The sequence below is a fragment of the Thioclava indica genome (genome assembly GCF_000714545.1).
GTDB classification, from domain to species: Bacteria; Pseudomonadota; Alphaproteobacteria; order Rhodobacterales; family Rhodobacteraceae; genus Thioclava; species Thioclava indica.
In genome coordinates this window covers 1-12,832 of sequence record NZ_AUNB01000013.1, presented here as the reverse complement: position 1 = coordinate 12,832, position 12,832 = coordinate 1, and the positions used below count along the sequence as shown (strand labels likewise).

Below are 12,832 nucleotides of genomic sequence, written 5' to 3'. Positions count from 1 at the left end.
AGGGCTAGATGAAAGCGGAGCTTAGAACGCTTTGCGCGCGCGCAGGGCGGCCTGGATGGTGCCGTCGTCGAGATAATCCAGCTCGCCTCCGATTGGCACGCCCTGCGCGAGGCTGGTGACGGAAACCCCCATCGGTTCAAGCGCCTCGGCGATGTAATGGGCGGTGGTCTGGCCCTCGACCGTGGCATTGAGCGCGAGGATCACCTCGCGGATGCCTTCGTCTTGAATGCGCGCGATCAGGTCGGGGATGCGTAATTCTTCGGGGCCGATGGCATCGAGTGCGGACAGCGTGCCGCCCAGCACATGGTAGCGACCCTTGAAGGCGTGGCCGCGCTCCATCGCCCAGAGATCGGCGACATCCTCGATCACGCAGATCTCGCCGATAGCGCGGCGCTCGTCCTCGCAGATGGTGCAGATTGGCTGGCCCGAAATATTGCCGCAGCGCGCACATTCGCGGGCGTTGCGCGCGACATCGGCCATCACCTCGGCCAGTGGCGCCATCAGTTGCGCGCGTTTGGAAATCAGGTGCAGCACCGCGCGGCGCGCCGAGCGCGGCCCAAGACCGGGCAGCCGCGCCATCAGCGCGATCAGCCCCTCAATCTCGTCGCGCCCTTGGGTCATTGGCAGCGCCGTCCGATCAACCGGGAAGTTCCATATTCTCGGGCAGGCCCATTTCGCGCAGCAGGCGTTTTTGCTCTTCGCCTTCGCGTTCCTTGGCCTTGGCTTGCGTGTCCTTGACGGCAGCGAGGATCAGGTCTTCGACGACTTCCTTTTCCGAGGCTTGCAGGATCGAGGGATCAATCGACAGTCCCGTCAACTCGCCCTTGGCTGTGGCGCGCGCTTGCACCAGACCGCCGCCCGCCTCACCGATGACGACAATCGCGCTTAGCTCGGATTGCAGATGCGCCATCTTTTCCTGCATTTCCTTGGCGGCCTTCATCATCTTGGCCATGTCGCCCATTGCGCCCAGTCCCTTGAACATCGCTTTCTCCTGTTAGATCGTTTTGTCACAGATACGCATCGGCAGGGCTGGCGACAAGGTCCGCGCGCTTAGCCATCCTCGAAGGGATCCCATTCGTCATCAACTTCGGGCAGCGCCTCGGTCGTGATCTCGGCCTCCAGGGCGGCAGCATCGGTGATCTCGTCAAATTTCGCCTGCGGGAAGACCTCAAAGATGGCAGCGACCAGCGGGTTGTGCATCGCCTCGGCCTTGGCCTGATCCATCTGCGCGGCTTTCACCTCGGCGATGGTTTGCGCCCCGCCCTCGGACACAACCGAGACCCCCCAGCGTGCGCCGGTCCAGCCTTGCAGACGCGCAGACAGCGTGGCGGCGAGATCGCGCGAGGCGCGCTCGGTGGGTTCAAACTCGATCCGGCCGGGGCGGTAATTCACAAGGCGCAGGTTGCTTTCGACTTCAAGCAGTAGCGTCATATCACGCATCCGCGCGATCAGGTCGATCACATCGTCAAAGCTGGCAAAGCGCGCCAGCGCATCGGGCGCCTCAGCCGGGCTTGCCTGTGCAACGGCCACAGCGCCACCGCCTGCGCGCCGTGCCCGCAACGTCGCACCATGCACCGGGCTGGTTGCAGGCGCGGCGCCGCGTCCGGCGGCTTGCGTGCCAGCCCCCGCACCCTGCTGGATCTTGCGGATCAGCGTGTCGGGATCGGGCAGGTCGGAGACATGCGTCATGCGGATGATCGCCATTTCGGTCGCCATCATCGTATTGGGCGCGCCCGCGACTTCCTCGATGGATTTCAGCAACATCTGCCACAGCCGCGTCAGCACCCGCATCGGAATTGCGCCCGCCATTTCCTGTCCGCGCTTGCGCTCGTCTGGCGGCACGGTCGGGTCTTCGGCGGCTTCGGGCGTGACCTTGATCACCGACACCCAATGGGTGATTTCGGCGAGATCGCGCAGGATCGCCATCGGGTCAGCGCCATCGGCATATTGCGCGGAAAGTTCGGTCAGCGCCTCGGCGGCTTGACCGTGCAGGATCATGTCAAACAGATCGAGCACCCGCCCGCGATCGGCCAGCCCCAGCATCGCGCGCACTTGTTCAGCGGTGGTTTCGCCCGCGCCATGCGCAATCGCCTGATCAAGCAGGCTCATCGCATCGCGCACCGACCCTTCGGCTGCGCGCGTGATCAGCGCCAATGCGTCATCGGCGATCTGCGCATTTTCCTTTGCCGCGATGGTTTTGAGGTGGTCGATCATCACCTCTGGCTCGATCCGGCGCAGATCAAAGCGCTGGCAACGCGACAGAACCGTCACCGGAACCTTGCGAATTTCAGTCGTGGCAAAAATGAATTTCACATGCGCGGGCGGTTCTTCGAGCGTCTTGAGCAGCGCGTTAAACGCACTCGTGGACAGCATGTGAACTTCGTCGATGATATAGACTTTGTAGCGCGCCGAGGCCGCCCGGTAATGCACCGACTCGATGATTTCGCGAATGTCGCCAACCCCGGTGCGCGAGGCAGCGTCCATCTCCATCACATCGACATGACGGCCCTCGGCGATGGCAATGCAATGTTCGCATTCGCCGCAGGGCTCGGTCGTGGGGGTGCCTTTGCCGTCGGGACCGATGCAGTTCAGCCCCTTGGCGATGATGCGCGCGGTGGTGGTTTTGCCGGTGCCGCGAATCCCCGTCATGATAAACGCCTGCGCGATCCGGTCGGCGGCAAACGCGTTTTTCAGCGTGCGCACCATCGGTTCCTGACCAATCAGATCGGCAAAGGTCGCGGGGCGGTATTTACGCGCGAGGACTTGGTATTGCGTTTCGCTCATCGGGGCTCCGGCCTTGGGTTCAGCGGCTAGATTAGGCTCCCGTGCGCGCAAGGTCCACCCGGCTCATTCCCATTCCATCTGCGAAAACACCGCCTGCGCGTTGCGTTTGGCCAGCATGTCGAAATCTTGCAGATAGCTGAAGGCGGATTGATCGACCTCGACCGAGCCGATGATCTCGCCGCCGCCCTCGATATAGGTGGCCATCTGGGTGCGCAGATTGTTTAGGTAGTCGTAAGTGTCATGGCGCGCGGTGGCCAGATCGGTGGCGGGGCCGTGACCGGGCACGACCACCTTGGGGTTATGGGCGGCCATATCGTCAAAGGCGGCGATCCAGCCTTTTGACGAAGACATATCCAGCACGCCCAGAATACGCCCGACAAAAACGATATCGCCGGTGAACATCACAGATTGCGCGGGCAGCCAGACATAGCTGTCGCCCGGCGTGTGGGCGGGACCGGGGTGGGTGATCTCGATCTCGCGCCCGCCAAGGGTCAGGCTGTGGTGATCATCAAAGGTGATATTGGCATAGGCAGGCGTAGTGCCCGCCAGCGCCGCTTTGCCCATCAGCGCGTCCAGCATCGTCAGTTCCATCGAGCCGCGCGCCTTTTGATCGGCCGCCGCATCCTCGCTTGCAATCACCTGCGCGCCCTGCGCCTGCCAATAGCTGTTGCCCAGCCAGCGATGATCCTGCCCGCCGGTATTGATGACGTATTTCACCGGCTGATCGGTCAGCGTTTTGATGACCTCATCCAGCGCCTGCGCGCCTTTGAACGAGGCCCCCGCATCGACCAGAATCGCACCCGCATCGGTCACGATCACCCCGAATGTCGCGTTATTGCCAAGGTTCTCGGCGTTGCGCTGCCCGAACGGGCCTTGAATGGCGTAGGTGTCGGGGGCCACCTCGGTGCTATGCAAAGTTTACGCCGCCAGCGGCAGCGGCAGCAGGGCCAGCAGGGCCAGAACGAAACGCATCATATGACTCTCCCTTTGGCGCGAAACTATCCGCGCGCAGCCTTGGCTCGCAAATGTCATGGCGAAGCAGGGAAAGGGTGAGAGGCTGGACAGCGACCCAAGCGGGGCTCGTTGCGGCTGCTTCCTTCCGGATCTGACCGGGTTGGCGAGGCGCTCGCCCGCGCCAACCTCTCAAGCGGTGATATAGGGGCAGGCGCGCGGATTCGCAACCCGTTTGAGCAGGGCGAAATTTGGCGCTTTGGGGTGGTTCACAGCGCCGCGAGCCCCATCTTTGAACTTAGGAGGTGCCTTATGCGAACTCGTTTGACCGCCGTGATCCTTGCTCTCGGGCTTGGCCAACCGCTGCTTGCGCAGAATGTGGGCGAAAAACCCGCCAGTCGCGAAGCCCCCTTTGCGCTGCAAGCCGTGGCGCGCCTGCCAAACCCGTGGGCGATTGCGCCGCTGCCGGGGGGCGATCTGCTGGTGAGCGGCAAACCGGGCCGGATGTGGCGCGTGGGCCAAGGTCGCGTGAGCGAACTTAAAGGGCTGCCAAAGGTGCAATATAGCGGCCAGAACGGGATGCTCGATGTCGCCATCGCGCCTGATTTTGCGCAAACGCAGGCGGTCTATTTCACCTATGTCTCACCGCAAAACGCGCTGGTTCTGGCGCGCGGCACGCTGCGCGCGGATCGGCTGGAGGGGATTAAGACGCTTTGGCAGCAAACGCCCGGCGGGCGTGGTCAGCCCGGCGGAATCATCGCCTTTGGCCCAGACGGAATGCTCTATCTCAGCGTCGGGGATCGGATGCTGCCCGATACGGCCCAAGACCCCGACAACCCGCGCGGCAAAATTCTGCGCCTGACGCGTGAGGGCAAAGCCGCCCCCGGCAACCCGCAATATGACGCGGGAGGCGTGCGTGCGCAGACGTGGTCCGAGGGGCATCGCAATGCCTATGGGCTTGCTTTCAGCCCCGATGGAACCCTGTGGGAGCATGAGATGGGCCCGCGCGGCGGCGATGAGCTGAACGAGATCAAGCCGGGGCGCAACTACGGCTGGCCGCTGGTGTCGAACGGGCGGCAATATTCCGGCCTGCCAATCCCCGACCACGACACGCGTCCCGATCTGGCCGCACCGAAACTTTGGTGGTCGCCGGTGATCGCGCCTGCGGGGCTGGCGATTTACGAGGGGCGTGATTTCCCTGAATGGCAAGGCGATCTGCTGATCGGCGGGCTGGCGGGGCAGGGGCTTGCGCTGGTCGCGGGCGATGGGTCGGATCAACTGGCGCGCTGGGATCTGGGAATGCGGGTGCGCGATGTCGCCGTCGGGCCGCAGGGTCAGGTCTGGATCATCCAGGACGCCAATGACGGCGCGCTTTATCGGCTGGTCCCGAAATAAGCTGGGCGGATCTGCGCTGGAGCGGGTAGCGGGAATCGAACCCGCGCGTTCAGCTTGGGAAGCTGACAGGCTACCATTACATCATACCCGCATGGCGCGACCGCACAGCTAAGACAGCCGCGCGTCCCGGTCAAGAGGGATCGCGCAGCAAAACGCCCGGACAGCACAGAGGCCATCCGGGCGCGTATCGCAAGCTGAAAGGGAAACAGCTTACATCTTGGGCAGCATCACCGTGTCGATGACATGGACCATGCCGTTGGATTGCTTGACATCGGCCACTTCAACGGTCGCGACACCGCCTTTGGGGTCGGTCAGCATGACTTTGCCGTCTTTCATCGTCGCGGTCAGGTTACACCCGCCCAGCGTCTCGATGGTGGCTTTGCCTTTGCCCATCTCGATGGTTTTCACGATGTTCTCAGCCGAGATCACACCGCTTGCAACGTGGCAGGTCAGAATGTGGGTCAGCGTTTCCTTGTTCTCGGGCTTCACCAGCGTCTCAACGGTGCCCGCGGGAAGCTTGTCAAACGCGGCATTGGTCGGCGCGAAAACGGTGAACGGGCCCGGGCCGGACAGCGTGTCAACAAGACCAGCGGCTTTGACAGCAGCCACAAGCGTGGTGAGGTTCGGCGCGGCCGAGGCGTTCGCGGCAATCGGCTTGTTGGCGTACATTTTCGCACCGCCAACCATCGGGTTCATATTTTCGGCAAAGGCCGGTGCAGCCAGCGCAATCGAGGCAGCAATCATCGGAGCAGCAAACTTGCGGAACATGTTGGTCATAGGTCTCTCCCTGGTGTGGGGCAGGATCATTCCCGCCGTGATGCAAGGGTTACGAGAGCAGTCGCCAAAACCGATCACTTTAAAATGATCACGAAAACGTGAGCACGCAAATCCGCGCCGTTTTTCAGCTTTCATCTAGCCAGAAATACTCCGGGGGGCCCGCAGGGCGGGGGCAGCGCCCCCTCCCGAACACAGCAAAAGCGATCAGCCGCGCCGCCTGCGCCGCCGCCCGCCACCGTCGTCGCCCGATCCGCCGGTGTTGAAGCTCACATCGGGCAGAGGCGCGATCTTACGCAGCTCGGGGAAGGGGGCAGTGGCGTGGGGCAGGGCGTTGGCGGCGACGAAATGCTCTTGAAAGCGCGGCTCGATCGCGGTCTCGACCTTGGTGATGCGTTTCACCTGCGCCTCAATCGCGCGCCTCGCCTTGACCGAACACAGCGCCATGCGTGCCCCCGTGCCCGCCGCATTACCCGCCGAACTGACCGAGCCCAGCGGCGCATCGGGGATCATGCCCAGCACCATCGCGTGTTTCGGGCTGATATGGGCACCAAACGCCCCTGCCAGCACGACACGGTCCACGACATCCACCCCCATCTCATCCATCAACAACCGCGCCCCGGCATACAGCGCGGATTTCGCCAATTGGATGGCGCGGATATCGCCTTGGGTCACGGTGATGCGCGGCCCGTCGGGGCTGGCGTCATGGATCAGATATTCATGGGTGCGCCCGTTGGGCACGCTACGCGCGCTGCCGACCTGCGCGGCTGATCCGATCAGCCCCGAGGCATCGACAATCCCCGCCATGCGCATTTCGGCCACGGCCTCAATGATGCCCGAGCCGCAAATCCCGGTGATCAGAGGCGTGCCAAAGTCAGGATCGGTGGACCACAGATCGCTGCCGATAATCTTGAAACGCGGCTCTTTCGTGGCGGGATCAATCTCGATGCGCTCAATCGCACCCGGCGCAGCGCGCTGGCCGCTGGAAATCTGCGCGCCCTCAAAGGCGGGGCCGGTGGGCGAGGAGCAGGCCAGCACGCGGCTCGAATTGCCCAGCAATATCTCGGCATTGGTGCCCACATCGACGATCAGCGACAGATCCTCGCGGGTTTCGGGGGCCTCGGATAGCGCCACGGCGGCGGCATCTGCGCCGACATGCCCCGCAATCAGCGGCAGAATATAGACGCGCGCACCGGGCGCTGCGTCAAAGCCCAGCGCGCGCGCGGGCAGGTCCATGCTGTCAGACGTCGCCAGCGCAAAGGGGGCCTGACCCAATTCCACCGGATCAATTCCCAGCAGCAGATGGTGCATCACCGGATTGCACACCACCGTGGCCTCGACGATTTCACCCGTGTCAATGCTCGCCGCTTGCGCCAACTCGCGCGCCAGATCGCCCATCGCATCGCGCACCACCTGCGTCATTTCAACATCGCCGCCGGGGTTCATCATCACATAGGACACGCGGCTCATCAGATCTTCGCCAAAGCGAATCTGCGGGTTCATCCGCCCCGCGCTGGCCAGCACACGACCGTCATCGAGCGCCACCAGATGCCCCGCAATCGTGGTCGAGCCCAGATCAATCGCGATCCCGTAAAGCGGGGTTTCGCGCAAGCCGGGATACAGCGCCGTAAGCTGCGGCCCCTCGCCTTGATCGTGCACGGCGACGGTGACTTTCCAGTCGCCCTTGCGCAGCACCGGTTGCAGCTTGCTTAGCATCGCCAGATCGGCGCGCAGATCCGCGATCCCCCACTGGCTTTCGAGCGCATGGGCGAGGCGCTGAAAATCACCCTCGGGGGCGTGCATGTCGGGCTCGGCGACCTCGATGAAACAGGCGCGCGTGGCCGGGTCCATCTCCATCACGCGCTCGGATGCCGCCTTGCGCACCACCTGTTTATGCACCTGGCTTTCGGGGGGCACGTCGATCACGACATCGCCCATAATCTGCGCCTGACAGCCCAAGCGCCGCCCCGGTTTCAACCCGCGCACGCGATCATAGCGTTCCTCGACCGAATTGATCGGGCTCAGGGCGTCGGCCTCAACATGCAGCCCGTGTTTGGGGAAATCCCCGTAACCGGGCGAGCATTGGCATTTCGAACAAATCCCGCGCCCGCCGCAGACCGAATCCAGATCGACGCCCAGCTTGCGCGCCGCCGCCAGAACCGGCGTGCCGCGCGCCACGCGGCCCCGCTTGCCCGAGGGGGTAAAGATCACCTGCACATCGTCGGTCATGTCACGCTCCTGCCCGTTTGCCCTGTTCTAAGGCGTGCGCCCGCCCGAGCAAAGCCCGCAACCGACGCGGCGGCCCCAGAAATCGTCATCATCTTCATGAGGCGGTCAGGGCGTGTAGATATAGAGACCCAATTCCTGCGCCGCGCGCAAACTCAGTGTCGGGCTATCCAGACCGCGCGGGGCTTGATAGGCAGCAATCGCGCGCCCCGTCGCCGGATCCAGCTTGCCATCGGCGCGCCCGTGATACAGATCGCGCGCGGCCAGCGCCCGCTGCACCATCGCCACGAATCCCGGCGTCAGATCAGACGAGCACATCGCGCGAAAATAGCGCGGCTTGCCGGCCTCGATCATGCGCTGGGCGCTCATCTCGCGATAGATTGCGGGCTGGGTGATCTCGCCGGTTTTCGGATCGCGCTGCTCGGGCATGATCTGCACCTGATCGGTCACGGTTTCGACCTGCGCGGGGGTGTTGATCTGGGCGTAGCAATCCTTGGCATCAGGGGCCGGGGCCTTGGTGGAAATTTCCGATGCAAGGCTTTTGGGCGGCGGGCGTTTGGGCGCGCCCGAAGACGTTTCCTGACATCCCGCCAGCGCCAGCGCCGCCAATAACAGGGCGGCTTTCATGCCGTAATTTTGCCTGTGATGCACCGATGCGCCCTCCGTCAACTTGCGCGCGAGACTACAAGACTGCGCGCGCGCGGCAATCCCCCGTGAACGCGCCGCTTCCCGCGCGCGCGGCCATCCGCCTCTGGTCAAATTGCGCAAAGCACCTTAGATCGAAGGATGCCCAAAGGTATTCCGGGTAGAGCAATCAATGACAAAGAGGCCTGCTGACATGGCAAAGATCACCTATATCGAACATACCGGCACCCGTCACGAGATCGAGGTAAAGCCCGGCATGACCGTTATGGAAGGCGCGCGCGACAATGGCGTGCCCGGCATTGATGCAGATTGCGGTGGCGCCTGCGCCTGCTCGACCTGCCATGTTTATGTCGATCAGGATTGGGTCGACAAGCTGCCCGCCAAGGATTCGATGGAAGAGGATATGCTCGATTTCGCATGGAACCCCGATCCGGTGAAATCGCGCCTGACCTGCCAGATCAAGGTCACGGACGAGTTGGACGGGCTGATCGTCAACATCCCCGAAAAGCAGATCTGATGCGTGTTGCGGCGATCCTGGCGCCTGCGCTGATCGCCGCGGCTCTGCCTGCGCATGCGGAAATGTCCGCCACCGCGCAGTTCGCCAATCCCACCGCGCGTTATGGTCACGGCGCGCTTGGATCGGGGCATGAATACGAGAGCCTGCGCATCACCGTGCGCCGCTCGACAGGGGATGGCACGGGTCTGTTTACCGGCGCGACGAACTTGACCTATGATCTCACGCTTGGCCCTGAGCTTGTCTGGGAAGACACCGCGCCGCGCGTGATGGATCTGGATGGCGATGGCGTGCCGGAAATCATCGTGGTGCAATCCAGCTTGACGCAGGGATCGCGGCTGCTGGTGCTAACGCTCGAGAATGGCAAGCCAGTTTTAGCCGCTGATGGCCCGTTCGTCGGCGAGCGTAATCACTGGCTGTCCGTCATTGGCGCGGGCGATCTGGATGGCGACGGGCAATCCGAGATCGCATTGATTGACGCGCCTCATCGGTTGGGCAAGCTGGTGATCTATCGCTATGCGTCCGGCCAGTTAACCGAGATCGGGCGGGGGTTGAAAATCACCAATCACCGTTTCGGAGCCGATCACGCGCTGGGCGGCTTGCGCGATTGCGGCCAACAGCCCGAGATGATCGTGTCCAGTTTCGACTGGTCCAAGCTGCTCGCGCTGCGGCTCGCCTCTGATGGGCGCGTGACGCGTCGCGAGCTTGGGGCCGATACATCGCCCGCTGCATTCGACGCCGCACTCGCTTGCAAAATCTAGCCCTATTTTAACTGACTGTCTTTAGAGGCCCGTCGATTGATCCCGCCCCGTCCACGGTTTTTCGCATCGCGTTCGTTGGCGCAATCGACGCAGAGTTTGACGCCGGGAATGGCGGCGCGGCGGGCCTCGGGGATTTCCTCGCCGCATTCCGCGCAATAGGCCAAGCTGTCGCCCACGGGGCCGCGCTGCGCCTTGAGACGCGCCAATTCGTCATTGATCGAGGCTTCGATCTGCTCGCTCACCGCGCCGTCTTTTGCCCAGCCGCCTGCCATATTGCACCTCCATTGCCCTTTATAACCTAGGGCGCGGGGCGGGCTGCGTCAAAACCGGTAGGGAAACGGCGTGGTTTCGCGTAGGCTTGCGCCATGACCGACCCCCTCGCTGATCCACCTTTCATCGACCCGCAGGTCGCGCGCCGTTTTGCGGAGTTTCCCGTCGAACTGCGCGCAGGGCTGCTGGAACTGCGCGCGATGATCTTCGCCGTAGCCGCGCGCCTGCCCGAGATCGGGCGGATTGAGGAGACGCTGAAATGGGGCCAGCCCGCCTATCTGACGCCCGAGACGAAAGCAGGCTCGACGCTGCGCTTGGGCATGCCGAAAACCGGCGGTTTCGCGATTTACGCGCATTGCCAAAGCCGGATCATCCCGACATTTCGCGACCGGTTCCCGCAGGATTTCACCTATGAGGGCAATCGCGCGGTTCTTTTCGAACCTGGCGCGGCGCTGCCCGAAGACAAGCTCTCGTTCCTGATCGCACATGCGCTGCGCTATCACCTGCGCCAGTCGCGCGCGTCCTGACATGCGCCGCTTTTCAGCGCCGCGCTGTCGCATTCCCCCCAGCCAAACGCGCGTGAAACCCTGATTGTGCCTGATATCCCGCCGCGCTAAGGCTTGGCGCAGAGTTCGAAAGGATGCCAGCATGACCGCCGCCTATGTTCTGACCGTAGCCTGCCCCTCGACCCGCGGAATCGTTGCGGGGATTGCCAATGTGCTGACCGATCAGGGCTGCAATATCACCGACTCGCATCAATATGACGACCCCAAGACGGGGCAGTTTTTCATGCGCGTCAGTTTTGTTTCGGAAAAGGGTGCAGGGGCCGATGCCATCCGTGCCGCCTTCACGCCGCTGGCGGAAAGTTTCGCGATGGACTGGGCGGTGCGCGATGCCGGTGACAAGATGAAGGTCATCCTGATGGTGTCGAATTTCGGCCATTGCCTGAATGATCTGCTGTATCGCTGGCGGATCGGTGCGCTGCCGATCGAGATTGTTGGCGTGGTGTCAAATCATCTGACCTATCAGAAGGTTGTGGTCAATCACGACATCCCCTTTCACCACATCAAGGTGACCAAGGAAAACAAACCCGAGGCCGAGGCGCGTCTGCTTTCGGTGGTTGAGGACTCCGGTGCCGAACTGGTGGTGCTGGCGCGCTACATGCAGATCCTGTCGGATGCGCTGTGTCAGAAAATGTCGGGGCGGATTATCAACATCCACCACTCGTTCCTACCCTCTTTCAAGGGCGCGAACCCCTATAAACAGGCCTATGAGCGTGGCGTGAAACTGATCGGGGCGACGGCGCATTACGTCACCGCCGATCTCGATGAAGGCCCGATCATCGAGCAAGACACCGTGCGCATCACCCACGCGCAAAGCCCCGAGGATTACGTCAGCCTTGGCCGCGACGTCGAGGCACAAGTGCTATCCCGCGCCATCCATGCCCATATCCACCACCGTGTTTTCATCAACGATAACAAGACAGTGGTGTTTCCCGCGTCACCGGGGTCCTATGCGTCTGAGCGGATGGGGTGAAGGGGGTTGGCGTTGCGCGAGGTTGCGGGGGTGGGTTTGCGGACGGAGCCGACCTTCCCACCACGCGGACAACGACTGCTTTTCAAAGAGCTTCTGATGCCGTATTTCTCTAGGCATGGCAAAACGTGACGATTTTAGTGCTCCCGTAATAAGAACAATTGCGCAACGTGCAGGTTACCGCTGTTCAAACCAGACCTGTTTGTGCCCGACTATTGGACCGGACGGCGCCGACGAGAGCGCCAGTATTGGTGTTGCCGCGCACATTACTGCCGCTGCTGAGGGTGGGCCGAGGTATGATTCTACTTTGACTGCTGAGGAACGAGCCGCTGCCGAAAATGGTATTTGGCTCTGCCAGACCTGTAGCAGGCTGATAGATGTGGATGTCACCAGTCATTCCATTGATCAACTTAGAGAGTGGAAAACCCTAGCTGAGATGCGTGCGTATCTAGGCATTCGCGGGTTTGCAATTGTAGTGTCTCGGAGCTTTCAGAAGCTTGAAGACAAGATGCCAAGCCTTGTGGCGGAAATGCGGGGCGATATAGCAAGCGCGCCATTCACTCGTGAATTCATCATTGGTTCCAAGAATTGGTCCTACAATGGCGACCCAGAGAACCCTATTTTCCAATATTATTTTGTAGACCACGACAACTTGAAGCCGATGCTGAAAGTGATGCAAAATTATGACGCGATTAATGACACGACGTACAACAATGTCGACCGATTTGAGTTTACTGAAGAATTTGCAGAATATCTCCTGCTTCCCGTTTAACTCTATCACTTAAGGTTCACATTTGAGCCGAGTTTCCTGCGCGCTGTTTTGTGTTTCCCAAGAGTGTACTTTAGATGCACCGCAGAAAGTCGGTGTTTTGGGCTCCAAGCTGCCATTCGAAGATCGATTGAGTTCCCGCAGCATCAGGCGGATCGCTTGATCGTTGTCCACTAAAAAAGGGTAAACGGTGCGCCGTTCACACCGGAT

At 62.0% G+C, this 12,832-nt stretch carries 15 protein-coding genes, 1 tRNA gene and 1 other RNA gene; 6 read left to right on the top strand and 11 right to left on the bottom strand.

All coding sequences use genetic code 11. The features are described 5' to 3' along the window. Nucleotides 1-21: 21 nt before the first annotated feature. From recR to ffs, 5 genes are all read right to left on the bottom strand, one after another. A complete protein-coding gene (gene recR / locus DT23_RS04580) occupies nt 22-621 on the bottom strand; it encodes a recombination mediator RecR (protein WP_038128764.1) in 600 nt (199 codons plus the stop codon). Between the two features lie 16 nt (nt 622-637). Further along, nucleotides 638-982 (bottom strand): YbaB/EbfC family nucleoid-associated protein, encoded by a 345-nt coding sequence (locus DT23_RS04575; protein ID WP_038128761.1) that lies wholly within the window; start codon nt 980-982, stop codon nt 638-640. A gap of 68 nt (nt 983-1,050) precedes the next feature. Further along, nucleotides 1,051-2,784 carry a DNA polymerase III subunit gamma/tau gene (locus DT23_RS04570; RefSeq protein WP_038128759.1) on the bottom strand — a complete coding sequence of 578 codons (1,734 nt, stop codon included), beginning with the start codon at nt 2,782-2,784 and terminating at the stop codon, nt 1,051-1,053. A gap of 63 nt (nt 2,785-2,847) precedes the next feature. After that, nucleotides 2,848-3,699, bottom strand: a complete 852-nt coding sequence (locus DT23_RS04565; RefSeq protein ID WP_051697040.1) for an MBL fold metallo-hydrolase — start codon at nt 3,697-3,699, stop codon at nt 2,848-2,850. Between the two features lie 133 nt (nt 3,700-3,832). Beyond that, an RNA gene (gene ffs / locus DT23_RS18795) (signal recognition particle sRNA small type) lies at nt 3,833-3,929 on the bottom strand. Nucleotides 3,930-4,047: 118 nt separating this feature from the next. On the opposite strand from ffs, the gene DT23_RS04560 reads away from it, so the two are divergent. Further along, nucleotides 4,048-5,130, top strand: coding sequence for a PQQ-dependent sugar dehydrogenase (locus DT23_RS04560; protein WP_038128757.1), 1,083 nt, complete (start codon nt 4,048-4,050; stop codon nt 5,128-5,130). 17 nt (nt 5,131-5,147) lie between these two features. Here the strand turns inward: DT23_RS04560 and DT23_RS04555 are convergent. The 4 genes from DT23_RS04555 to DT23_RS04540 all read right to left on the bottom strand — a co-directional run bounded on the left by DT23_RS04555 (nt 5,148) and on the right by DT23_RS04540 (nt 8,757). Further along, nucleotides 5,148-5,221: transfer RNA gene (locus DT23_RS04555), tRNA-Gly, on the bottom strand. 119 nt (nt 5,222-5,340) lie between these two features. After that, nucleotides 5,341-5,907, bottom strand: a complete 567-nt coding sequence (locus DT23_RS04550; RefSeq protein WP_038128755.1) for a fasciclin domain-containing protein — start codon at nt 5,905-5,907, stop codon at nt 5,341-5,343. A gap of 204 nt (nt 5,908-6,111) precedes the next feature. Then, entirely contained in the window at nt 6,112-8,133 is a 2,022-nt protein-coding gene (locus DT23_RS04545; RefSeq protein WP_038128753.1) for an ASKHA domain-containing protein, read from the bottom strand. A 105-nt stretch (nt 8,134-8,238) separates the two neighbouring features. Continuing rightward, a complete protein-coding gene (locus tag DT23_RS04540; protein WP_038128750.1) occupies nt 8,239-8,757 on the bottom strand; it encodes a peptidoglycan-binding domain-containing protein in 519 nt (172 codons plus the stop codon). A gap of 211 nt (nt 8,758-8,968) precedes the next feature. Here DT23_RS04540 and DT23_RS04535 point away from each other — a divergent pair, with 211 nt between their 5' ends. Beyond that, a complete protein-coding gene (locus DT23_RS04535) occupies nt 8,969-9,292 on the top strand; it encodes a 2Fe-2S iron-sulfur cluster-binding protein (RefSeq protein ID WP_038128746.1) in 324 nt (107 codons plus the stop codon). Further along, a complete protein-coding gene (locus tag DT23_RS04530) occupies nt 9,292-10,050 on the top strand; it encodes an FG-GAP repeat domain-containing protein (protein ID WP_038128743.1) in 759 nt (252 codons plus the stop codon). The genes DT23_RS04535 and DT23_RS04530 overlap by 1 nt, the downstream gene beginning before the upstream one ends. Before the next feature lie 2 nt (nt 10,051-10,052). Here DT23_RS04530 and DT23_RS04525 read toward each other — a convergent pair whose 3' ends face one another. Then, nucleotides 10,053-10,322, bottom strand: a complete 270-nt coding sequence (locus DT23_RS04525; protein WP_038128740.1) for a DksA/TraR family C4-type zinc finger protein — start codon at nt 10,320-10,322, stop codon at nt 10,053-10,055. 93 nt (nt 10,323-10,415) lie between these two features. Between DT23_RS04525 and DT23_RS04520 the strand changes: the two genes are divergently transcribed. From DT23_RS04520 to DT23_RS19350, 3 genes are all read left to right on the top strand, one after another. Continuing rightward, on the top strand, nt 10,416-10,847 hold the full coding sequence (locus tag DT23_RS04520) for a DUF1801 domain-containing protein (RefSeq protein ID WP_038128737.1): 432 nt from the start codon (nt 10,416-10,418) through the stop codon (nt 10,845-10,847). A 121-nt stretch (nt 10,848-10,968) separates the two neighbouring features. Further along, a complete protein-coding gene (purU, locus tag DT23_RS04515; RefSeq protein ID WP_038128735.1) occupies nt 10,969-11,856 on the top strand; it encodes a formyltetrahydrofolate deformylase in 888 nt (295 codons plus the stop codon). Nucleotides 11,857-11,971: 115 nt separating this feature from the next. Beyond that, nucleotides 11,972-12,625: a hypothetical protein gene (locus DT23_RS19350; protein ID WP_156023853.1), complete on the top strand. Its 654-nt coding sequence runs from the start codon at nt 11,972-11,974 to the stop codon at nt 12,623-12,625. 9 nt (nt 12,626-12,634) lie between these two features. On the opposite strand, the gene DT23_RS19835 is transcribed toward DT23_RS19350, so the two are convergent. Beyond that, on the bottom strand, nt 12,635-12,832 hold a 198-nt coding region (locus tag DT23_RS19835; protein ID WP_205618214.1), incomplete at its 5' end, for a hypothetical protein.